Raw genomic sequence first — 22,930 nt, forward strand, 5'->3', positions numbered from 1 at the left:
TGTAAGATTTACCAGAATGTGCATTCACAACTTCACATCATGTGCATAGCACATTGCGATGACCAGCCGTACGAACAAGCCTGCTTAGTCCTGCCGGAGCCATCGCTGAATACATGAAAGAACCTCACGTGCGCCATCCTGCGCCAGTGAGGTTCTTTTACGTCATTAGGAATCTATTTTACAGTGGAAACTTAGAGATCTTCACCATTGGATTCAATGACTTTTTTGTACCAGTGGAAGCTCTTCTTCGGTGTTCTGCTCAGATCACCATTGCCATCATTGTCCTTGTTCACATGAATGAAGCCATAACGTTTCTTCATCTCGCCCGTGGATGCGCTGACCAAGTCGATACATCCCCACATCGTGTAAGCGATAAGATCTACACCGTCGGCGACGGCTTCTTTCATTTGTTCAATGTGACCTCTCAAATAATCAATCCGATAGTCATCCTGAATGGAGCCATCTTCCTCCACAACATCCACTGCACCCAATCCGTTCTCCACAACCATCAATGGAATCTGGTAACGATCATACAGGTGGTTCAGGGTGTAACGCAATCCTTTCGGATCGATCTGCCAGCCCCAGTCGGAAGCTTCCAGATACGGATTTTTGATGCCGCCCAGCAGATTTCCCTCTGCTCTATCCAACGACTCATCCGCACTCTCGACCAAGGACATGTAATAGCTGAAGGAATAGAAGTCTACGCAGCCTTCACGCAAAGTCTGTGCATCTTCCGGCTGCATCTCGATCTGGATGCCTTCTTCGGCGAAGAAACGTTTGGCGAATCCAGGGTATGCTCCACGTACCTGTACGTCTCCACAGATCATGTTGGACAGCTGGTCCTTCTTCTGCGCGAGCAGAATATCGTCCGGGTTGCATGTATTCGGATATGTTGTCATGAATGCGACCATACAGCCGATTTGGAAATCAGGATTGATTTCATGTCCCAGCTTCACCGCTTTTGCGCTTGCAACAAATTGGTGATGCAGCGCCTGGAAGCGGGTCTGTGGATCATCAACGCCATCGATCAGTGTCTCTTTACCTTCAAACAGGATACCTGCAGCCATATAAGCCCCCATTGGCATCGTCAAACAGTTAATCTCATTGAAGGTCAGCCAGTATTTCACCTGATCTTTGTATCGGGTAAAGAGGGTTGTACAATATCGGATATAACAATCAATCACTTCGCGGGAAGCCCAGCCGTTATATTTCTGGGTCAGACCAAATGGCGTCTCGTAGTGAGAAATGGTCACGAGCGGTTCAATGTTGTACTTTTTCAACTCGGCAAAGACGTTGTCATAGAACTGCAATCCCTCTTCGTTTGGCTCCAGATCATACCCGTTCGGGTAGATTCGGGACCAGTTGATGGACATGCGGAACATTTTGAAGCCCATTTCGGCCATCAGGGCAATATCCTCTTTGTAATGACCATAAAAATCAACCGCTTCATGGCTCGGATAATACGTGCCCTCTTCCAGTACAGGCGTAATCCGCCGCGGTGTCGTGTGCGTTCCACCTGTCATCATATCGGAAGTACTTGGGCCTTTCCCTCCCTTGTCCCATCCACCTTCAAACTGATTGGCAGCCGTTGCGCCACCCCAGAAAAATCCTTCTTTCATCGCCATCATTAATTCCTCCTTCATGCTCTTCGTAACACTGTACATCCAGTGTACCACCCATACCCTGACACCTATTGTCATGGTATAATACAGGCATGGAAAATAACCGATTATTCAGAATGCTATTGCTGTTATTGGAGAAAAAGAAAGCTACCGCCCCCGAGCTTGCGCGTTTGTTCGAGATATCCGTACGCACCGTGTATCGTGATATCGACAGACTGAGTGCGGCAGGTATTCCTGTGTACACGACAACCGGAAAGCATGGCGGAATCCATCTCATGGACAACTTTGTCATGGACAAATCCCTGTTGTCCGAAGATGATCAGAATGAAATTTTGCTTGGATTATATAGCGTCAGCGCCATCCCTCACCTTAACACTGCCCATATGCTCAAACGTTTAACCGCTCTGTTTGATCATAAGCTGGATTGGATCGAGTTCGACTTTTCACCATGGGGCAGCATTCCACAGCAGGAGAGGGAACTGTTCAACCAGGTCAAACAAGCGATCTTCACCAATCAATGGATTACGTTTCACTATGTCAATTCGGATGGTGAGAAGAGTGTGCCGACGGTTGAGCCGCTCAAACTTTTGTTTAAGAACAGTACCTGGTATTTCAAAGGATACATCCACGACGAGCCCGACCGAAACGAATTTCAGACGTTCAAAATGAAACGAATTACCCAGTTGAAATTTCTGCCCAAGGTTTCCATGAACAACATACACATCGAATCACCGGAAAATGAAAATCACGTCACCATCAACCAAATCGCTCTGGAATTGTCGTTCTCCAACTCTATAGCGTATAGGGTATATGATTTTTTTGAACCTTCCCGCATCGAAAAAGAGCCCGATGGCAGGCTGCGCGTTGCCCTAGAACTGAATGAGGGAGAATGGCTGTACTCCTTCCTGATGTCGTTTGGATCTGACCTGACCGTAATCAAACCTCCACACATCGGACAGGAACTGCTCAGACGACATATTAAAGCGGTAGAGCATTTGCAACAGGTCGTTAACAATAGGTTGAAGAATGAATGATATAATTGAGCTCTGATCATCTCTTGATTCTTTTGCTTGGCTATCGATCCATTTCCTGAAGGAGGTTTATCCATGCAAGACATTAGACGTAACAATGTGGAACGATTCAAGGGTTTCGGTACGTTATATGACCAGAACCGGCCTGCTGCGCCCACCGAGGTCGTAGATATTCTGACGAATTATTTGGGCAGCAAACCTCGCATGGTCGCGGATGTTGGCTGCGGTACCGGCTTATCCTCATGGATTTGGCTAAATGAGGCAGAACGTGTTATTGGCTTCGAGCCAAGCGATGATATGAGAGCTGTCGCAGAGTCCAAATGGGAAGCGGCAGGCAAACCGGACCATCTTCGCTTTGTCTCCGGCCTGTCCCACGAACTGGGACTGCCTGATGGCAGTGTAGATGTTGTGACCTGCTCACAGTCGTTCCACTGGATGGAGCCCCAGTCCACACTGCGCGAATTTGCGCGTGTACTGCGTCCAGGCGGCATATTTGCTGCCTACGACTGTGACTGGCCACCCGTGGTCGATTGGCAGCTGGAACAAGCCTATATGCAGTTGAATACGGAGGCAGATCATCGAGCTGCCAGCCTGGCTCCCCAGGAAAATCAGGCACATAAATGGAATAAAGACAGTCATTTGCAGCAGATTCAGCAGTCAGGCTTGTTCCGTTATTCGCGTGAAATTGTGTTTCACCACCGGGAAACATTCGATGCGGACCGATATGTCAATCTGGCACTGAGCCAAGGCGGCCTGCAAACGGCAGTGAAACTCGGTGCCACTGATCTGCTTGAGGTAGCTGACGAATTCAGACAGCTGGCTGCTCGCATTTTTGCCGGAAAATCGAGACAAGTTCTATTCTCATATCGGATGCGCCTGGGTATCGTCTGATCTTAAGCTAAGCTCATCCAGATTTCCCCTAAAATAAAATACACAAAAGAAACCTGCCCATCACTTGAATCGTGATGGTACAGGTTTTTTGTTCAAACAGCATCAGGATGAGAACAAATTGCTTAGTTGTTCTTCCTGTACACTCAGTGCCAGCATCAACTTTGACGGGTCCTGCTTCGAATAGATCACGTTAATAATATGACCTTGCTGAACCTGAGGTAGGACAGATGGATAAATTTCCTTCGGTAGTGTCACCTTAAACGTCTCTCCATTTGACTTCGTTACACTAAGCGTTAGCTGAAGTTTGATTTTGCCATTACCTCCGCTTCCAAGTGGAGTAACATCCAAAATTTTGGCCATCGCTTTCTCGCCCGTTCGTGCAATATCCATCATCTCAGGTGCCACGCCATGCTGCACCATCTTCTCATCCAGCAATTGCTGTATATCTTCCTGCGATAGCCTCCCCTTCAGATCAAGCCCTACCTTGTGTTCATCCTTCACAGAGACCACTAAGGGAATTAAGCTGCCCGGCTGGAATTGAGACATTGAAGTCAACGGTATGATCGTTCTCAACTCGGTATCGTATTTCTCACGTCCTTTACGCGAGACGGTCAGGCCCAGTCGAACTTCCGGCTGCTCATTAATATACGTACCCGTCTGCTGGATGCTTTTAATGACACCAACCGCTGGTAATCCTGACTTCACTCTCCCAACACCGAAGATATTAGCCAAAATGGAGGGAATAAAGATCAACCCAAATCCGGCAAAAATCGCTGGTGTATACCACCATGCCTGCATCATGATAAAAGGATCATTCCACAGCTGCTGTGCCAGAAATGGGGAGAATCCCACCCCAAATACAGTCAACACACCGACCAATCTCAGGAAACCTACCATCTGCCCCACCCTCTCTATATCTCTATTATTCGTTGTTAGTTGTATTCAATACATAATAACCTGCCCTTTTGCAGTTCGAACACCTTCTAGACGGACAACAGCCCCATGTAGATCAACTCTGTCGGATTCGCTGGATTTTGCCCCAGACCCACTCGATCTCCTACTCGTGGAATCTGCATCTTGGACACCAGTGTTTCCAATGTTCGCTGATACTGATTGCCATTCGTCTCTGTTACATCCAGCACAAGCACAACAATTGGATCAAAATTGATCAGCTTGCCCGTATCGGTGATCGTGATTACCGTGGCTGTTGCGGTTAAGGGAAGGGAACCACTTGCCGCCAGTTGTGCCTGCTTCGCTGAATCCAGACTCTGGTTGATGGCTTCCCGATGCTCCTTTGATACAAAACCTTTCATCATCATGCCGGTAAGTCCTTTATTCATCATTTTATCTGCCTTCGCAATCACATCTTCCTGCTTGTTCTTTTTACCAAACCATCCCATAATGAACACCTCGTTTTTTTTGTTTTTGGTTATAGTTAAAGTATAAACAGGACGGCTTGTCCTTGAATACCCTTCTGGCCGTATACAAAAGAAACGAAACTTCCGGCAATTGAACCACTGGATTTTCGTTTCTTTAACATGCTTTTTGGTTGATTTCGCAAAAAAAGAGCCGTAAAACGACTCTTAAATGAAAGGTTGTGAGGCATATTTTGTGCCTATCGCACTGATATTGAACAAAATCTTGCAAAAAAACGGCGGTTCCACGCCGATTTTCGATCTATTTTTTGCGTAACAGGTAGACCAGCTTCCGATAATACATGGCGGCTTCCTTATATTTTCGCTGATCCTCGGACACCACGGCCATTCCCTCATATAGAGGTTCAAGACGCATGACATGCTGCACGGACTCAAAATAAGGCAGACACGCGAGCGCACGCTCCATGAACACTTCACGATCTCCATGTGCAAGGGCCAGATGGCTTTGGTAGAAGGTTGCACTCATCTGCTGATCCTGAGTCGTTGCACTATTCAACAGTTGATCCACACTCTGCGCGAGTACCCCCCAGTTCTTTCGTGCCAGTGCCACTTCACAGCGATACACACTCACTAATGGCTTCATGGCCTGCTGGGTTTCTTCCGGTTCCTGCTGCAACAGGGATTCGAATCGCTCGATCTCCGACTGCGCCTGATCCAGTTCACCCGTCATGGTTAACATGACAATCCGATTATTCGCAATTGCGGTGACCAGATCGCCCTGATTACCGGCATACACCAGATTCGCCTCTGCCATGGTCAATGCCGAGAGCGCCTCCTGTACCAGTCCCATCGCAAAGCAATATCCGCTATACGCCACATATAAACCGGACAACCGATGAAACAGCCGCTGATCATAGACATGCCGCATCGTAAGCTCAAACACCTGCTTGGCCTCTTCGTACTGTTTGACCTGAATGTAGGCTTCCATCTTGATATTCTGCACAGACAGCCAGAATTCACTGCCAGGAAGGGCCAATTCACTTAGCCTGGTTGCGTGCGTTAACACATCCACATAAGCAAGCTTGGAACGATAGTACTGCACTTTGTAAAATAATAATGCCTTCGCTAACGGACGTGGCAGATCTACATCGTCAGGACGGCCGTATTTCTCCAGATAAAAATTCAGATAGGACATATGTATATATTCATGAGCCGATGCATCATTTAATTGTTGGTAATAGACCGCCTTCATCAAGGCCGTGGTCAGCTCAACTGTCAGCGCATCATCCCGATCTTCAAGTGCATGGACCGTTTCTTCGGAGATGGCGGAAGCTGGAACTGACATTTGTTCAAAAACAGCCTCTGCCCGCGCCAGGGTTTCTTTGTCCTGTGCAGCAGCATTTAACAGATAGGAAGTCGTAACGCCAAGACGTGACGCAATAGCCTCTGCCAGATCTTCAGGGAGTGGATACCGATCGGCCAGAATATTGGCAAAGTGAGCCTGCGTAACCAGACCTTCCACGAGGTCTTTGCGAGAAATTTGCTTTCTTTTGCTCAGAAATTCAATCCGTTCCTTCAGCATGACTAGTCTTCCTTTCGTTTGGATCCTGTGAATCTACTATATAATATCATCCAGGGTACGAAGCCGGATACCGTCTTTTAGCCAAATCCATCGAAACGGTTTCCGTTTCGGAGGCAATTGTTTTACAATAAGGTGGTATGTACAAGAGCATTATCCAACAATGAAGAACAAGAGTTGAATATGAAAGGATGCAAATGAATGATTATTAAACCAAGAACACGTGGTTTTATTTGTACAACTTCCCATCCTGTAGGCTGTGCTGCACAAGTGCAGGAGCAAATTGATTATGTAAAATCCCAACCGCAATTGAACGGACCGCGGAACGTACTCGTTATCGGAGCTTCCACTGGATATGGACTTGCATCGCGCGTCGTATCCGCATTCGGTGCCGGAGCCAACACCATCGGCATTTACCGCCCAAGCAGCGCCACTGATAAACGTACGGCTTCAGCTGGCTGGTACAACTCCGCTGCATTTGAAAAAGCTGCGGAAGAAGCAGGACTGAAATCATACAGCATCACAGGCGATGCCTTTGCCAACGAAACAAGAGAAAAGACCGTTGAACTGATTCGCAGTGAACTCGGTCAGGTTGATCTGGTGGTCTACAGCGTAGCGTCGGCACGCCGTACCGATCCGAATACTGGTGAAGTATTCAACTCCGTGCTCAAACCGATTGGACAATCGTACACCAACAAAACCGTCAATTTCCATACGGGTGAAGTGACTTCCGTTACGATTGATCCGGCATCCGATGAAGAAATCCGTCAGACGGTAGCCGTGATGGGCGGAGATGATTGGGAACTGTGGATGGATGCCTTGCAACAGGGTGGCGTACTCGCAGACAACGCAACAACCATTGCCTTTTCTTACATCGGTCCTGAACTTACGCATGCGATCTATCGTGATGGTTCCATCGGTCAGGCCAAAAACCATCTGGAAGCGACAGCCCATAAGTTGAATGATCGTCTGAGTGCAAAGGGCGGACGTGCTTACCTGACCGTAGCCAAAGCGCTGGTCACCCAATCAAGCTCCGCAATTCCAGTGGTGCCGTTGTATATCTCCGCATTGTACAAAGTCATGAAGGAAAAAGGCTTGCATGAAGGCTGCATCGAGCAATTGCAACGTTTGTTCGCTGATCGCCTGTATGCGGGAGGAGAAGTTCCGACCGATGAAGCAGGGCGTATTCGTATTGATGATTGGGAGATGAGAGCAGACGTTCAGGAAGAAGTGGCGAAGCTCTGGAACGAGCTGACCACTGAAAACATCTACGATCTGTCCGATTTGGCAGGATACCGTCAGGAGTTCTTCCAACTGTTTGGTTTCGAAACCGACGGCGTGGATTATGAAGCAGATGTTGATCCAAATGTTGAAGTCCCACATCTGCGTTAATTGAAAACTAAATTTGCTGTGAGACTGGAGTAACAAGCTTATTACAGGTCCAGATTCAGCCTTAGGGGAGCGAGCTTTCGCTCCCTTTATTGACGTCTACCGATTCTATAAAATCGACTTAAGCTGTTTTTTCAACCCCTTTGGTACGGTCTTCTCTACCGTGATGGATCGCGCTCCATGCATCGTTGCAAAGAAACGAAGTCCCTCCCGAAAATCCGCGATCCATTCCTCCACAGGCGGAGCAGTCTCTTCCATCGATAACAACCGAACCGTTAGTACGCCCGTTTTGCGATCGAGTCGCGGGTCCATGCGTCCAATCAGCCGATCGCCGTGGAGAATGGGCATGGCGTAATAGCCGTAAGTTCGTTTCACCTCTGGTGTGTATATCTCCCACTTATAATGGAAATCAAATAAATCTACAATCCGTTCACGTCTCCACAGCAGGTTGTCCAGCGGGGGCAAGAATCGTACCGGACCTGATGGATCATAATGCGGCTCTTCCCTTTCCAACTCACGCAACAAACCCTCATCTTCTGCACGGATGTAATAAGGCGTCGCTACGTCCTCAACCTCCAGCGGGATCATGCGACCATCTGCGACTCGTGCTGCCATCTCATTCCGACGTTCAGCAGCGGTGGATTTCATCCAGCCCAATCGTGGATCTCGCACGTCCACGACCCGATAAGCATATATGTACTTGTCCATGAGAGCCTGCCTTTGAGTCAAAAGATCGATCTCCGCTGTCATGGATTGGCCCTGCTCCAGCAGTCCGGATTCCGTAATATGAAAATAACGCTCATTGCCCTGCCTTGCCACGACACGAATGGCAGCCGAATCCAGCAGCAAGTTCAACGCTAACGAGGTGTCCTTCGTTTTAGGCACATCTGCACTGTCCCAATATCCACTCACCCGTTCCACCGCACGAAAAGCTCTTGACGGGAGTGGTCCCTCTTCTTCCAAACGCTTCAGCACATGCTGCACCGTATTCTCCAGCCCTTGCAGGGAAGGAGCCAGACGCTCCCGTAATCGGGCACGTACAGGTTCGAACAGAGCATAATCCTCCATCGGAATGACACAGGCGGCATTGGCAAAATATTCGAACACTCTATGATCACTTAGCAAGGTATGTAAATATTCGGAAGTATAGCCCGGATCACGAGCGCCCAGCACCAAATGCTGATTTCCGGTTACAGCAGCAACAGGATCAATCTGTACGCAGCCAAGGGTGCGAATCAGCTGCATCACCTGTTCAGGACCCGAAGGCAAGGTAGCTGCGGGCCAACGTCCCAACAAAGATTGTGTTTGCAGCAAAAAACGCCGAACGATTTTCTTATTCATGCGAAGCGCTGTTGTCATATGTACAATTCTTCCCTTCATCGAAGATAGGAGGATGTATAGCTATAATGATCCAATTCAAAAGAGATATATTGATTTTAACAATCCAAGGGATGTCATTCCAATCGAAGGAAGAGCTTTTTATAAAAATGTTGATGCCTCACACAGCTCTCCGCACACCATAGACAAAATAAAAAGAAGCACCACCATCCTGGGTCCGCTTCTTGTGTTTGACCTTTTGCAATTTTTCCTGTTTGGTAGGCATGAGCCGAACATGCTGGGATAACGCTCCATAATCTCCGTTTACTCTCCGACTTTGCTCCGGACACCATTGTCCTGACCGCTCTGCTTTGCGCAATGCTTTTTGCGTTTGTGTACGTGCCATGATAATTGAACACACTCCCTTGATTGGTATGCACTCAATATATCATGTGCAGGCAGACAAGTGAAGGTGATTAACGTGGAACTCTTTTCCGCCGTGATTGCCAAGTTTCCACAGGCTCCTGATCATCCTCCTCAATCAATTCCAGTGCCTCTTCCATTCTTCTGGATTTAAACAGCGTGATCAGGTCCAATAGATCTTCCCGGTCCAGCAGCTTCACCCCGTTGACCGCGGCCAGCGTCCGGCATGCTTCCGTATATCTGGCTGAGGTGAGCACGATGGATCGATCTGCTTCATAATATCGCATGGACGTGTAAATCTCCTGCACCGCGCTGAGCCCAACCGGATGATTCGCTCCGTAACGTTTGGCCTGAATGACATTACGTCTGCCTGCTCTATCCACAAATACAAGGTCCGCACCAAAATCTCGGCTGCTTGTCGTCTTATGTACTTCGGCATAACCGAGTTGTTGGAATAAATGATACAGGTACAATTCAAATTCCGACCCATCCTGCATTTTATCGATATCCTTAATCGTAATCTTACGCGGATTGGCCTCACTTCGTATGCGCTGCCCTCGCCGAATTACACGACGAATGATCCAGGCAATGAGCAGTAAAAGGACAATAATGCCTATACCCACAGTGGTCATATTTTCATTCCAATTCATGTCTGTTCTCCTTGTCGTTCCTCTAATCTGGCAGGCTTGTACCCCTATTAGCCCTCGTCACCCGACTAAATATAGCAGACTTCTCTCGTAACAGAAAGAAGATGAATTCCCTGTAACCCTCGAACTTCTCCAAACAACAATAATATTATACCTCTATCATAAAAGGTTACAGACACTCAGGTTGAATTTCATAGGTATGAAATGGTAGAATTCAACAATCGGTTCTATTTTGAATCGAAGAAAGGTGGTTTATAACTTGCATACATCCAACAAACGAAAGTCCAAAACATGGGCTGCGCTTCTTCTCAGTGGCACGCTCCTCTTCGGCCTGCATACACCAAGCTACGCGGCCGCAGAACAAAATGCACCATTGCCTAAGCCTTCATGGACCTCATCTTCTCTGTCACTCACACAAGTGAATACGGAGAAAGACGTTATCGTCAACGAAGTGAACGCAGTACCTGCGAAAAATCTGGTGTATGTGCATTCTTCCCAGCCCGTGACAAAAACAAGCAGCAATACGAAGCTGGATTGGCAGCTGGATTCGCTTCAGGCGCTGGATGCCACAACCGGACAATTGAAATGGAACGTTATTTTCCATGAGAAAAGTGGGCCTTATACAACCTACTCCAATTCACTATATACCAGCAACGGCACAGCTTATGTATATATGGAATATTCGGATGGAACCAAAAAGGTATACTCGTTCAACACTTCCGGCAAAACCAACTGGGTCAAAAACGTGAGTAATTCATCTTCCATGTACCTTCTGGACGACGATACGTTATTGATCGCTTCGAGCCCTGGTGTTCAATCGAACGGTTCCGTCCGTTCAGCCATCTCGCTGTATGACAAAAAGGGAAAACTGATTACAGAAAAAACAATCAACGGTTCTGTGCTCAAAGCAGGCAGTGATCGAATTGTAGTCGATGCCAGCAAACAAACTAAAGTCGGCAGCTTCTGGCAGCCGGCCGCTAATCCCAAAGTCGAGATTTACGATCGTACGATGAATCGTCTTTCCTTCTACCAGTTCCCGAGCAATGCCAACACTCTGGGAGACGGCGGCGGTGAATCGCTGGCCATTCTGGAAGATGGCTCCGTGATTATGCGCGCCAATTTTGCGAACACGGGCAACAAGCTGATGGGCTTTGGCACCGACGGCAAACTCGCCTGGGGCCGTGCTATTGCCGGTGATGCCTATGTTCAGACCGCAGGCAACAGTTACACTCTGTTTACAGGCCAAAAGCTGGAGCTGTACACCATGAAAGGCCAAGTGACTGAACGTACATTTAAGGAAGAGCAGCCTATTCTCATGCAGGTTGATCGTACACAGGACGGACAGTACAAACTTGATTTCGCCAAAAAAGGTTATATTCTTGATCCGCAAACATTGGATACGGTACATGAATATGAGTTCGCATCCTCTCCTGGATTGCTCGATGGATATTCAACGTACAATAATCATATTATTTATCAGATCAATGACGATGCCTTATCCAAGTATGTATTGAAGACAGCCTCAGCAAAATAATAAATCGAGCGCTCTGGTTGACCGACTGACGGTTAACAGGGCGCTCTGTTATTTCACACAACGATGAGAATACCCTCCCTTTTATCCTCTCTGCGCAAACTGGTATAATAGTACCGTTCACTTTTTCACCCTACTCTTGATTGGCAAGGAGCGTAGCCCTCCCATGATTATTCAATTCATTCGATACAGATAACTTAGGGCATAACATAAACCTCTTTTTTCAAAAGGTTCGATAGAGGTTTATTTGTTATGCCCTTTTCTTCAGTTATCCAGATCTGAATGAATGGGGTGCTATTCCATGTCAATCCAACGCAGAGAATGTAGTGCTGCGCTTATTTATCCATACATCCATATGCTTAAATGTCCCATCTGTCATCACACAATGACAACGATTAGTCGGGACAATATTCAATGTAGTTCCAGACATACCTTTGATTTGGCACGACAAGGCTATATCAATTTCATGACACGTTTTTTCAAAGGCAGCTATGACAAACGTTTATTTACGGCCAAAAGGAATATTTTATCTCAAACTGCAATCTATACACCTCTGATCGATATCATTCGCTATTGTATTGAAGATTACTCCAGTGGCAGCAGTCAGCCCTTGCATATTCTAGATGCAGGTGCAGGAGAAGGATCTCTTTTGCAGCAGATTACACAGAATACTCCAGCTGTGGGCTGGGGGATCGACATCGCCAAAGAGGGTATTGCCATGGCTTCTTCTACCTACGACCAGCAAATCTGGTTTGTTGGTGATCTTGCTTATAGTCCCTTTGCAGAGGGGCAGCTAGACGTGATCCTGAATATCCTTTCCCCTTCGAATTATGAAGAGTTCGGGCGAGTGATGAAAAAGGATGGCTGGATCATCAAAGTGATTCCCCGTGACCGATATCTAATGGAAATGAGAGAGCTTTTGTTTCCGGACCAATCTCATCAACTAGACGGCAGAGAGTATGTATTGGACCGATTTACCAAGCATCATCATCTCATAGAGAGCATTCCGGTGACATACACTCTGCCCGTTACGGAAGTCAGGAAAAATTCACTCATTCATATGACACCACTCTCCTGGCATGGGACAGAATCAGCTATAGCCAGAGTTCAAGAATCCTTATCCCAGATTACGATTGATTTAGAAATACTGGTGGGAAAACGGAGATAAGTTATGTAGCCATTGAGATAACATCCTCTTGATCATTGAACAATCAAAAAAAGCCGGTGAAGTTCCTGTTGGAACTCTCCCGGCTTTTTCAATAAGTTCTGATACAAATTGGTCTAATATAAATGGAATTAATTATTCCAGTTTTCTTCAATAAATTCATCCCGTCCGGATATCGCACGGTCTTCTTTATAATGTTTCTCATTTTTCTTGTGGTAATCCTGATGGTAATCTTCTGCTGGATAGAACACAACTGCATCCCGAATCTCCGTCACAATCGGTTGATTGAATCGCCCGCTTGCTGCAAGCTCCTGCTTGGACTGTTCTGCGAGCTCACGCTGACGCTCATTATGGACAAAGATCGCTGTCCGGTACTGACTTCCACGATCCTGAAATTGCCCTCCGTCATCGGTTGGGTCCGTCTGGGGCCAATACAGCTCCAGCAGACGTTCATACGGAAATACCTCTGGATCAAATGTAATTTCAACGACCTCAACATGACCGGTTTCCCCGGTTTTGACCTGCTCATATGTTGGATTATCGACGTGACCGCCGGTATAGCCAGATACAATACCATGAATACCTGGTTGCTCTTCAAATGGTGTAACCATACACCAGAAGCATCCGCCGGCAAATGTAGCCTTTTCCATGCGCACTCATCCCTTTCTGTTGTACCTATATCTTAAAACAAAAAGAGGTTGATGGAAAGCCACCGCAGTGGACTTCCATCAACCTCTTCAGAAGCATCTGTTATATCAACAGTTATTCAAACTGCTTGTTGCCAACTCGCTGTAATTCAAGAGATCTTGAATTCGTTACCCGCGGCTGCGACCCATAGAACGGAAGATCAAGCTCACGATCGCTACAAGTACAATGGCACCTATTAATGCCGGTACGATATAGAATCCGCCCATTTCTGGACCCATGTCTCCCAGGATTACTCCACCTAACCATCCGCCGATAAAACCGGCAATGATGTTACCGATAACGCCGCCGGGAATGTCACGACCAACAATCAGACCTGCCAACCATCCAATGATACCACCGATAATTAATGACCATAACCAACCCATATCATTCACCTCTAATTAAAGTTTTTGTTGTTGTCTGTCTACTATTAACCGCTACAGAAGCATTTAAACAACTGGCATGAAAATTGTTGTATATTACCTTTTGTTCATATGCTCTTTTCTCTGTTTAGCATCATCTAACACGGCTTTTTGAACATATCGACTTACTGTCCGGCATTTTACACAGTTCAGGACTGTGTTATGTACCTCCCGAAAGTCATTGTATGTTGGTTCAGACAGCCTTAGTATAACCAATTGAGGTAAGAATATTTTTGGTCTATTTTAAAAAGTTAGCGTACAGATTAGCAGCCGTTCCGGTTACGAATCGTTCTTCCGATCGCTGTTATCCCCGGATTTTTTGCATTCCCTTTATAGAAGGGAAGATCCGTTGATAAAGGCAAGATCATGCTTACGAAGTAGCTTTCTTGCAGAAATCTTTTAGCTTCGCTTCTTCAGAAGATTTCGTAACCTCCACTACATCGTCCTCATCTGTACAAGAATTTTTAAGATCTCCAAAATATTTAGATATTAATAAAATCCTGCGCGGCCTTTACCTGGCTGGGTTAGCCAGTTATGCTTATGACTCTTGTCCAGCTCTCCTCGCATCGACTGAATGATCTGCACAATGTCCGTCCGGCCGTTCTGGTGCCATTCCAGCGCTGCGCTGACATACAGCTCTCCAAGCTGGGCAAGAGAAAAGGTATCCGTCAATCGTGCAGCTTCCAGCGTACCTTCTTCCCCTGCAAAGACCGCAAAGCCACGTTGATTCAAATATTGCAGGCGCAGCCCTTCGTCCGGTAGTGGTATTTCATATGCCCGATCGAACCGTCCGGCACGGTTCATGAGCCCCGGGTCTATTTTCTCCGGGTAATTCGTGGTACCAATCAGAAAGATACCCTCTTTGGACGTTGCCCCATCCAGTGTATTCAGGAAAAAGGAACGAACTTCATCCGGCATGGAATCGATATCTTCAATAATTAATACCATGGGTGCCAAACGTTTGGCTGCTTCGAAGACTTCACGTACCGATTCACTGTTTGTGTATTCGGTAATTTGCCAGTATGCCGCAGGCCCCGGAATGCTACCTGCAATGGATTTGACGAGAGTCGTCTTGCCGTTTCCAGGATGACCATACAGCAGGATGCCGCGTTTGTACGGAATATCATAGTCTCTATAAAAAGAGCGATCCGCCTCGAAAAACTGGTCCAGCGAACGGAAAATATCCTGTTTAATTTGCGGAGAAAGCACGACCTCATCTCTCCCCACAGCGCGGGTAATGGATTCCACATGACGGTCACTGCCATTGCGGGCATCTGTGTACACCGTGACCTTTTTCATATTTTGCTGCCGTTCCCGTTCCCTTACACTGCCCAGAAATTGCTTCAATTCCTCTTCTCCTGTAGCAAAAACAAAATCCTCATTGTATATCCCATTCTCCCGGAAGAAAGGAATGCGGACGAGAGCTACGCCCCACTGAGGATAGGCAAATACATTGTTGCGAATCGAATCATGCACCCCATAAGTTGGTGCATCTCCATCATCCTCATAATGCAGAGTACGTAGCTCCAGATCTTCGAAAATCCGGGCAACCAATTCCACTTCCGTGCTGTTGCTTTGCAGATCTTCTTTTAGCAAATCCCAGTATTCACTGTTTGGATCATCGCTGGCATAGAGTTCATAACGAACGCCGTATCGATTGCCAAGCGCTTCAATGATGCCGCGAATCAAGCGAGCATATATGGCATAACCTTCGTTTCGGATTTGACTGTCTTGTTGCTCTTCATAGGAATAAATAACTGTATTATGATTCAATTGTTCTTTCTCTATCGTCATTACTTAGCTCCCTTCACAGCGGCAAGTGGTTTACATTTGGCTACAACTTGAGCCAGACCTGCGCCGGTAACACTATCTATAATTTCATCGACATTTTTATACGCTTGCGGTGATTCATCAATAATGGATTCAAGTGAACGCTGATTCACCACAATCTCATCTTCAGTTCCCACGCCCAGCGCCGAGGCAAAATCCTCCACGGTAACCAGGCGCTTCGTTGCTGTACGCGAACGTATGCGACCTGCCCCATGACAAATCGAATAATAGTTATTCTTCCCCTCGGGTTGACCTACCATGATATACGAAGCAGTCCCCATTGAACCGGGTATAAGCGCGGGATGACCTGTTGCCAGATATGGCTTCGGATTATCCGGATGACCGGCAGGTAATGCACGTGTAGCTCCTTTGCGGTGTACAAAAACGGAACCTTGATCCGAGTGCGATTCCTCCCATGCATAGTTGTGCATCAGATCATAGAGGGTACGGAACTCGCATTTTGGACCAAATACATCCCGAAAAGCTTCGCGAATAGCATAAGCAATCAGATGGCGATTCACAACGGCATAATTCAGCGCAGAATACATCATATTGACATAATGGCGCCCTTCCGCATGTTCAAGCGGAGCAAAAACCAGTCTTGGATCGGATGTTCCCAAACCATTCCGCTGCATCACTTTCGCAATCGCCGACGAACTGGTTTGGCTTACATACCCGCCCCAGGCACGGGAGCCGGAATGAATCATAACAACAATTTGTCCATCGTACAGACCCCAGGCTTCCGCAATCTCCCGATTTTCCTCGGCAATCTCAATCGCTTGAATCTCGGCAAAATGATTGCCTCCACCCAAAGTTCCCAACTGGCGATGAGCCCGATGCCAGGTCATATCCGGTACCAGATTCAACACGTCCTCATTAAAGGCAAATTTGCTGCTCTCCACATGAGTAATCGATGTTGATTTTTTCGGTGTATAGCTGTCCGGGATATATTTTTTGGGTAAGCCATGCAGACCCTTGCGCACAATATGTTCCAAACGAATGTCCGAGTAATGACCGCGCTGATTTGCCTCCATCGGCAGCACTTTCTCAATGGCCTTCACGAGTTTACGGCGCAGCTTTACATCTTTGAGATCGTCCTTATGCAAATTGGTCATATGCACCCGCATGCCACAACCGATATCACTGCCTACAATGGATGGAGATACATAACCACTCTTGGCATCCCATACCGCCGTTGTGCCGATGCAGGTACCTACACCGACATGTACGTCAGGCGTATAGCTCATATAGGAAATACCCGGGATTTGAAGATTGTTGTTCGCCATCTCGAAAACCTTATAGTCCAATGACGAGAATAGTTGTTGTGCCGCATATACCGTTAAGTCCCCGGCTGGCAATTTGACTTCATGTCGGTAGCCACCTGTGAGTTCATTTTGACTTGTAAATAAATGAGGTTGTGTATTCATAAATGTTTATTATTCCTTCCTGTACGTTCCGTTAATTCGGTTCATTTCAAAAATTGAACCTAATGTTATTCCGAATTCATATCCATATCCATATTCAGTACAACAAAAAAAGAAGCCACGGACAGTTCGCCCGTGACTTCTTTATGACAATAACAGATAACAAAAGCAGCATGAACATGCCGCATCTGTTCTCCATTGCAATATACGCCGAGAGTAGCATATCGATTAATAACGTTCCCAGGATAAACGATATGCATCTTCCCCTATGTCGCCCGTATGAGGCCAAAGAGACGATGAACTGGATATACAATTGTGTCTGTGCTTCGTAGTGTCTTCGTGAATTTCAAATCATAACCAACCATCATCTCTCTCGGCCTCCTTTCATCAATAATATGTTTATATTAAGCGGACTCGTTTCAATGTGTCAACCCTTTTCTTGGAAAATCCCCTATTTTGCATATGCATTAGCTGTAACTTTGTGCGAATAATTCACATAAAAAAAAGCAGGGTCTGTAAGGAACAGACCTTGCTTACTCAAGCATATCATGAGATTAGATATCGATTATTGCTGGTACATGTTTTGACAGATTCGACTTTGACTCTTATCATTTCCCAGCTTGTTTTTCCAGTTCTTCCACAGGATTTTCATCTTCTTTTTCAGGAACTTTGGAAGAAAGGAACCAGCCGCATACGGCAATCGTAATCAGGACAATGTAGAATCCAAATTTCCAAATTTTATTTTCCGGGAAATGTTCATCCAAAACCCCTAGTGAAGGGTGAGCAAGTGTTATAACAGCCAACTTAACCCCTACCCAACCAACGATAACGAAGGCTGCAACTTCAAGCCCTGGACGCGAATGAAGCAGCTTAACGAAGAAGGAAGCCGCAAATCTCATGATGACAAGACCAATAAATCCGCCGAGGAAGATAACGATAAACTGTCCACCGTCAAGTCCACCGATCGGAGGCAGACCACTTGGCGGCAAGGCAACAGCCAGCGCCACAGCTGCGAGAATGGAATCGACCGCGAACGCAATATCCGCCACTTCTACCTTGAATACAGTCATCCAGAAACCAGATTGTTTTTTTGGTTTTTTGGGAGTGGAGTCTGCCGCTTCATCTGTTTTGTTTCGGCTACCCATAACCTTCTTGATAATGTGGTTAATCGAGATGTACAAGAGGTACAGGGCACCAATCGCTTGAACCTGCCACACGTCCACCAGGAATGAGATCAGGAACAATGAACCCAATCGGAAAATGAACGCTCCCATTAAACCATAAAACAACGCCTTTTTGCGTTTATCATCAGGTAAATGCTTAACCATAATGGCAAGAACCAATGCATTATCCGCTGCAAGTAATCCCTCCAGGACTACTAATACGACGAGAACCCACCCATACTCCAATAATAATGACAAATCCAAAATTGACTCCTCCTTAGTATCCTTATGATGTACAAAAAAAAGGACCTTTACCATTGCTGGTAAGGTCCTTTTTATTCACAAAAAGAGACCTTTACCCAGTATGAAAACTTGGTAAAGGTCTCGCTAACAACAAAATTGCTGCCAATAAAGCCGGGGATATGATCCCGAACTGACGACTTTACTGTGAAAGCTACTCCCCTTTAACATCAGGAATATTTAGTTTTAAGTTGAAACAGGTTCAATAATCTGTTCTCATCATATTCATAACGATAAGCAAAGTCAAGCTTTATTTGACTGACTGCGGTCCAGCTTGCGAAACACCAGCAAATCATAGATGAAATTGCCCAGCGGGATAAACGAGACAAAAAATAAAGCAATTGGACGACGCAAACGCCATTTTTGCGTGGTATAAAGACTCACCATAAATAATAAATACATCAGAAATAAAAAGCCATAGATGTTGCCAAACCACGTGACTGCCTGAGGCATAATCCCCGATTCCCGCAATGGAAAAGCAACAAATAACAACAGCACATAAGAAAGCCCCTGCAACCACAATAGCAGTCGAAAGCGGCTGAGTGTTGAATGTAACATTTTTTTCCTCCTGCTTCTAAATACGCGCAACGAATTCATTGCATCCTGTTCAGTATATCACAAAAACGAAATTTCCCCTCACGCACAGTTCCACAGGAGCCAAATCCATCCAATGCACATAGGATATATGACCAAGATAGATTGTTGTGAATATGGACAAGGAGGAGCCTGTTGATGAAAATAGCCCTGATCGCACCGGAAAAATTGCCAGTCCCAGGTAACGGATCAGTCGAAATCTGCATCCTCGGCATTGCTCGCGAACTTGCTCTCCGTCACCAGGTGACGATCATAAGCCGTCAGATGCCCGGTCTTGCCATCACAGAGCAAATAGATGGCATTACGATCCGTCGTGTGCCAGCAGCCAGTCCCAGCGAGTACACAAGGGCAGTAATCCGTTTTCTAAAAATTCAACCCTTCGATCTGATCCAGGTAGACAACAGACCACATAGTATGGCAGCAATTAAACGTGCCTTCCCTTCGTTGCCTGTGGTGCTCTATCTTCACTCATTAACCTTTGCACAACCAGGGCCCGCAAGATTAGCGCTGTTAAAAAAAGCGAACTGGATTGCCGTCAACAGTCAATCCCTCAGACAAAGGCTCGGTCGTCGATTCCCATCCTTGAAACGACGGATGGGTGTTGTGCCACTTGGTGTGGACCTAAGCCGTTTTTTGCCTGCAACTAAAGGAGAACAGCAGCTTCTTCGGAAGCAGTTCGGTATTTCAGGGCCATTCTCCATTCTGTATGTAGGCCGACTGATCCCCGGCAAAGGTGTGGATGTGCTAATTCGTGCCGTATCTCTTATTCAGCAGCAGGTATCGGTGCAACTGATCATTGCAGGTAAAGGACCTCCTGTTTACGTCCGCAAGCTGCGACAGCTTGCCCGAAAATTAAAGGTTGATGCTGCCTTCCGAGGTCAAATCCCCCATGAACGCATTGACCTTTTGTACAGGGCTGTAGACTGCCTGGTATGCCCTTCCCAACAGCATGAGGCCTTCGGGCTGGTTAATGTTGAAGCTATGGCTTCAGGACTACCCGTCATTGCTTCAGACAATGGAGGCATTCGTGAAATCATTGTATCGGGGAGTAGCGGCTACCTTGTGAGACAATATCAGAACCCCCGAAGTTTCGCTGCTTGCCTGTATAAACTGGCAGACAATCCTTCTCTCGCTCGTTCGCTTGGAGAAGCTGGTCGTGCCAGTGCAGTTGAAAAGTTCAGTTGGGCCCGAACAGCCATGCATCTTGAAGCAGCCTATACAAGACTCATCCGTGGATAAATCTTATCCCAACCTAGCTTTCGTCAGGCTTTTTCACGTGACTGCCAGTCTGCAATAAAGCGATCCATATACGGAACAGGAACATACATCATTTCAATTAACTCCACAATAATCATATCCTTCATGGCAAATCTCACCTTAGCACAGGTCTGTTGGCGGAAAGCATCATAAATTCCCGAGCCTGTCCAGCAGCCGTGAGGAGCGAGCAGCGGATTATTAACAATATATCCAACCGTCCCAATGGGGGGAACCACTACCTTAATGGCTCGGGGGTCCACCCGATTGTCAGGGTCTTTGACCAGAAACAGGATATCACCTACGTTTAAAGCTTCTACACCATGATAATGTTCCATTCCATACATGGCTGCAAATAATTTGGTACTCATCGAAAAAGCTCCTTTTACATTTTTTTAAATTTAGATGGGTTGAATTATTGATCTTCCTCATAATGCTTCATCCACTCTATGAGTTGTTTACGAATTTCTTTACGATATTCGCGGGGTTCAAGGACCTCCGCTTCGGGGCCAAATTGATATAACCATTTCAGGAATTCACGACTACTGTTCAGCGTTACTTCAAATAACAATCCGCCATCAGGCAAATCCGTCATTCGTGGGCGAACAAACATCTCTTCTTCTTTTATGTAGGGGGCCACTTTCTCAGTGAATCTTACTTTGAAATGGATAAGTTGATCCCCACGATCAATGGACCATGTGTTTTTCATGAATTGCGTTATGTTGAAATCACCCATAACAAAACGGGTATTGGTCTGTATAACGTCCAGAAAGCGACTGATCCGAAACAAACGGACTTTCTTCAGCAAGTGACAATAACCAATCAAGTAGAAACGCTGATCGCGCGGAATGAGGTAATAGGGGTCAATGTCCCGAACCGTTATTTCATTTTTCGTAAGCGTGTGATATTGAGTTCTAATCGTTTGTTGATCCAGAATGGCTTCAATCACTGGAATAAGCAAATTGGGATACTTCCCTTCTTCCCGGTATGCAGGTGTGCCCATACGAATAATACCTGCGATATTTTCTACAATGTCACTGTTTCTCGATTTCATTTTGGTATGGGCTGTCATTACCTTGTCAAAGGCTGAATCGAATTCAGCCGGGAGCTGCGAAGTATCCACCACGGATGGAAGCATGGAGAACACCATCGCTTCCTGTTCGGTAAAATCCAGAGGATACATGGCAAATTCACCAATGAATCGATACCCTTTGCCATAACCTTCATTCATGATAGGGGCAACCCTGTCCAAAATTCGGAGATCGCGATAAATCGTGCGCACAGTTGTACCGCATTTCAACGCCAATTCTTTGGCGGAAATTCCGGGATTCGCTTGTATAGCCTGAAGTATACGCAGAAGACGAATTAATTTCTCTGTCATGTAGTTTCTCCCCTTCGATATTTTATCGGCAAGGAAAACTAGTTCCTTTAGTCCGGTACTAAATCTTTAGTCCCAAACTTTTTTTCGCAATTTCACCTTATGTATATAGTTCAATCGCACTTATTCAGCTTATTAAATATACATTCTCTTACTTGCTTGCGTAAAATATTAACCTCAAGTCCTTATACCTACGCCTGATAGCCTATTAGGAATTCAAAAAAAAATAAAAAAGTCTTGCCTCTTTGACCAGAGACAAGACTTTTTCGCTTGTTTATTTGTGCAATTGCAATAATTTAGTCAGCACATTGACCATATGGTCGCACAGATCAGGGATATCTCCCATCTGATCTTCATTCACAGTGCGGTCAAAATGTACTTCAGCGGTGGCAGCGTAAGTTGCTGGCTGATCTTCAAATATATAATGAATATGCTGCAACTTTCGTTGTTCTGGCCAGCTCTGTTGTAATATGGTGCTAATCGCCGGACATTGAGTCTCAGGCTCCTTAATAACCATCCTGAAACGCAATCGCAAACGGCAACCTGATGGACTACCTGGCGTCTCCAGAATCTCAGCCGCGAGATCCTCAAGCGATGTACTCAGTACCACTTCACCTGTTACTTCAGGGCAAGCTCTCAGACAGAATTGCAGCACGAACTCTCTGGACATACGTGCCATCTCAAGCTGATCCTTCCGATCTGTTATGGAAATAAGTTCATCCAAATTATCGAGATCATACAGGTGATTTTCGAAGCCTACTTTCAAATTGTCATAAATCGTCGGATCAAACATGTTGCGAAACCTGCTTTCTTGTGCAAATTATTCCGTTTGCTTCGCTTTTCCATGGCAAATCATGCTGCCATTTCTGCCGAAGAGAATTGTTGCTGCTCCGAATCATAGTATACT

General features: G+C 46.1%; 22 protein-coding genes. 6 read left to right on the forward strand and 16 right to left on the reverse strand.

The features are described from left to right. Positions 1-191: 191 nt before the first annotated feature. A complete protein-coding gene (locus BMY78_RS24075) occupies positions 192-1,643 on the reverse strand; it encodes a glycoside hydrolase family 1 protein (RefSeq protein WP_371129192.1) in 1,452 nt (483 codons plus the stop codon). A 71-nt stretch (positions 1,644-1,714) separates the two neighbouring features. Between BMY78_RS24075 and BMY78_RS24080 the strand changes: the two genes are divergently transcribed. Next, a complete protein-coding gene (locus BMY78_RS24080; protein ID WP_256222359.1) occupies positions 1,715-2,656 on the forward strand; it encodes a helix-turn-helix transcriptional regulator in 942 nt (313 codons plus the stop codon). Positions 2,657-2,728: 72 nt separating this feature from the next. Beyond that, positions 2,729-3,544, forward strand: coding sequence for a class I SAM-dependent methyltransferase (locus tag BMY78_RS24085; RefSeq protein WP_090903898.1), 816 nt, complete (start codon positions 2,729-2,731; stop codon positions 3,542-3,544). A 102-nt stretch (positions 3,545-3,646) separates the two neighbouring features. Here BMY78_RS24085 and BMY78_RS24090 read toward each other — a convergent pair whose 3' ends face one another. The 3 genes from BMY78_RS24090 to BMY78_RS24100 form a co-directional block, all read right to left on the reverse strand. Beyond that, a complete protein-coding gene (locus BMY78_RS24090) occupies positions 3,647-4,441 on the reverse strand; it encodes a hypothetical protein (RefSeq protein ID WP_090903899.1) in 795 nt (264 codons plus the stop codon). Positions 4,442-4,527: 86 nt separating this feature from the next. Then, entirely contained in the window at positions 4,528-4,944 is a 417-nt protein-coding gene (locus BMY78_RS24095; RefSeq protein WP_090903900.1) for a hypothetical protein, read from the reverse strand. A 277-nt stretch (positions 4,945-5,221) separates the two neighbouring features. Next, on the reverse strand, positions 5,222-6,502 hold the full coding sequence (locus tag BMY78_RS24100) for a transcriptional regulator (RefSeq protein ID WP_090903901.1): 1,281 nt from the start codon (positions 6,500-6,502) through the stop codon (positions 5,222-5,224). A gap of 198 nt (positions 6,503-6,700) precedes the next feature. Here BMY78_RS24100 and fabV point away from each other — a divergent pair, with 198 nt between their 5' ends. Then, entirely contained in the window at positions 6,701-7,891 is a 1,191-nt protein-coding gene (gene fabV / locus BMY78_RS24105) for an enoyl-ACP reductase FabV (RefSeq protein ID WP_090903902.1), read from the forward strand. A gap of 105 nt (positions 7,892-7,996) precedes the next feature. Here the strand turns inward: fabV and BMY78_RS24110 are convergent, their stop codons facing one another. From BMY78_RS24110 to BMY78_RS24120, 3 genes are all read right to left on the reverse strand, one after another. After that, entirely contained in the window at positions 7,997-9,247 is a 1,251-nt protein-coding gene (locus BMY78_RS24110; protein WP_090903903.1) for a DNA glycosylase AlkZ-like family protein, read from the reverse strand. A 139-nt stretch (positions 9,248-9,386) separates the two neighbouring features. Then, complete coding sequence (locus tag BMY78_RS24115; RefSeq protein ID WP_090903904.1) at positions 9,387-9,611, reverse strand: hypothetical protein; 225 nt, start codon at positions 9,609-9,611, stop codon at positions 9,387-9,389. A 70-nt stretch (positions 9,612-9,681) separates the two neighbouring features. Continuing rightward, on the reverse strand, positions 9,682-10,278 hold the full coding sequence (locus BMY78_RS24120) for a restriction endonuclease (protein WP_090903905.1): 597 nt from the start codon (positions 10,276-10,278) through the stop codon (positions 9,682-9,684). A gap of 256 nt (positions 10,279-10,534) precedes the next feature. Between BMY78_RS24120 and BMY78_RS24125 the strand changes: the two genes are divergently transcribed. Both BMY78_RS24125 and BMY78_RS24130 read left to right on the forward strand, forming a co-directional pair. Next, positions 10,535-11,809 carry a hypothetical protein gene (locus BMY78_RS24125; protein WP_090903906.1) on the forward strand — a complete coding sequence of 425 codons (1,275 nt, stop codon included), beginning with the start codon at positions 10,535-10,537 and terminating at the stop codon, positions 11,807-11,809. Positions 11,810-12,107: 298 nt separating this feature from the next. Then, positions 12,108-12,974 carry a putative RNA methyltransferase gene (locus BMY78_RS24130; protein WP_177185859.1) on the forward strand — a complete coding sequence of 289 codons (867 nt, stop codon included), beginning with the start codon at positions 12,108-12,110 and terminating at the stop codon, positions 12,972-12,974. A 128-nt stretch (positions 12,975-13,102) separates the two neighbouring features. On the opposite strand, the gene msrA is transcribed toward BMY78_RS24130, so the two are convergent. The 6 genes from msrA to BMY78_RS24165 all read right to left on the reverse strand — a co-directional run bounded on the left by msrA (position 13,103) and on the right by BMY78_RS24165 (position 19,355). Beyond that, on the reverse strand, positions 13,103-13,621 hold the full coding sequence (gene msrA / locus BMY78_RS24135; protein WP_090903908.1) for a peptide-methionine (S)-S-oxide reductase MsrA: 519 nt from the start codon (positions 13,619-13,621) through the stop codon (positions 13,103-13,105). Positions 13,622-13,786: 165 nt separating this feature from the next. Beyond that, on the reverse strand, positions 13,787-14,044 hold the full coding sequence (locus tag BMY78_RS24140; RefSeq protein ID WP_017686880.1) for a GlsB/YeaQ/YmgE family stress response membrane protein: 258 nt from the start codon (positions 14,042-14,044) through the stop codon (positions 13,787-13,789). 525 nt (positions 14,045-14,569) lie between these two features. Continuing rightward, positions 14,570-15,874, reverse strand: coding sequence for an AAA family ATPase (locus tag BMY78_RS24145; RefSeq protein WP_090903909.1), 1,305 nt, complete (start codon positions 15,872-15,874; stop codon positions 14,570-14,572). After that, on the reverse strand, positions 15,874-17,337 hold the full coding sequence (locus BMY78_RS24150; RefSeq protein ID WP_177185860.1) for an RtcB family protein: 1,464 nt from the start codon (positions 17,335-17,337) through the stop codon (positions 15,874-15,876). Before BMY78_RS24150 ends, BMY78_RS24145 begins: the two co-directional genes overlap by 1 nt. Before the next feature lie 605 nt (positions 17,338-17,942). Continuing rightward, positions 17,943-18,761 (reverse strand): TerC family protein, encoded by an 819-nt coding sequence (locus BMY78_RS24160; protein ID WP_090903911.1) that lies wholly within the window; start codon positions 18,759-18,761, stop codon positions 17,943-17,945. A 279-nt stretch (positions 18,762-19,040) separates the two neighbouring features. After that, positions 19,041-19,355 (reverse strand): DUF3817 domain-containing protein, encoded by a 315-nt coding sequence (locus BMY78_RS24165; protein WP_064635903.1) that lies wholly within the window; start codon positions 19,353-19,355, stop codon positions 19,041-19,043. A 174-nt stretch (positions 19,356-19,529) separates the two neighbouring features. Between BMY78_RS24165 and BMY78_RS24170 the strand changes: the two genes are divergently transcribed. Then, positions 19,530-20,630 carry a glycosyltransferase family 4 protein gene (locus tag BMY78_RS24170; protein ID WP_090903913.1) on the forward strand — a complete coding sequence of 367 codons (1,101 nt, stop codon included), beginning with the start codon at positions 19,530-19,532 and terminating at the stop codon, positions 20,628-20,630. Between the two features lie 23 nt (positions 20,631-20,653). Here BMY78_RS24170 and BMY78_RS24175 read toward each other — a convergent pair whose 3' ends face one another. The 3 genes from BMY78_RS24175 to BMY78_RS24185 form a co-directional block, all read right to left on the reverse strand. Beyond that, positions 20,654-21,016: an HIRAN domain-containing protein gene (locus BMY78_RS24175; RefSeq protein WP_090903914.1), complete on the reverse strand. Its 363-nt coding sequence runs from the start codon at positions 21,014-21,016 to the stop codon at positions 20,654-20,656. Positions 21,017-21,060: 44 nt separating this feature from the next. Beyond that, entirely contained in the window at positions 21,061-22,026 is a 966-nt protein-coding gene (locus BMY78_RS24180; protein ID WP_090903915.1) for a helix-turn-helix transcriptional regulator, read from the reverse strand. A 271-nt stretch (positions 22,027-22,297) separates the two neighbouring features. Next, on the reverse strand, positions 22,298-22,816 hold the full coding sequence (locus BMY78_RS24185) for a hypothetical protein (RefSeq protein WP_090903916.1): 519 nt from the start codon (positions 22,814-22,816) through the stop codon (positions 22,298-22,300). Between the last annotated feature and the right edge of the window lie 114 nt (positions 22,817-22,930).

The organism is Paenibacillus sp. OK076 (genome assembly GCF_900110055.1).
In the GTDB taxonomy this organism is placed as follows: domain Bacteria; phylum Bacillota; class Bacilli; order Paenibacillales; family Paenibacillaceae; genus Paenibacillus.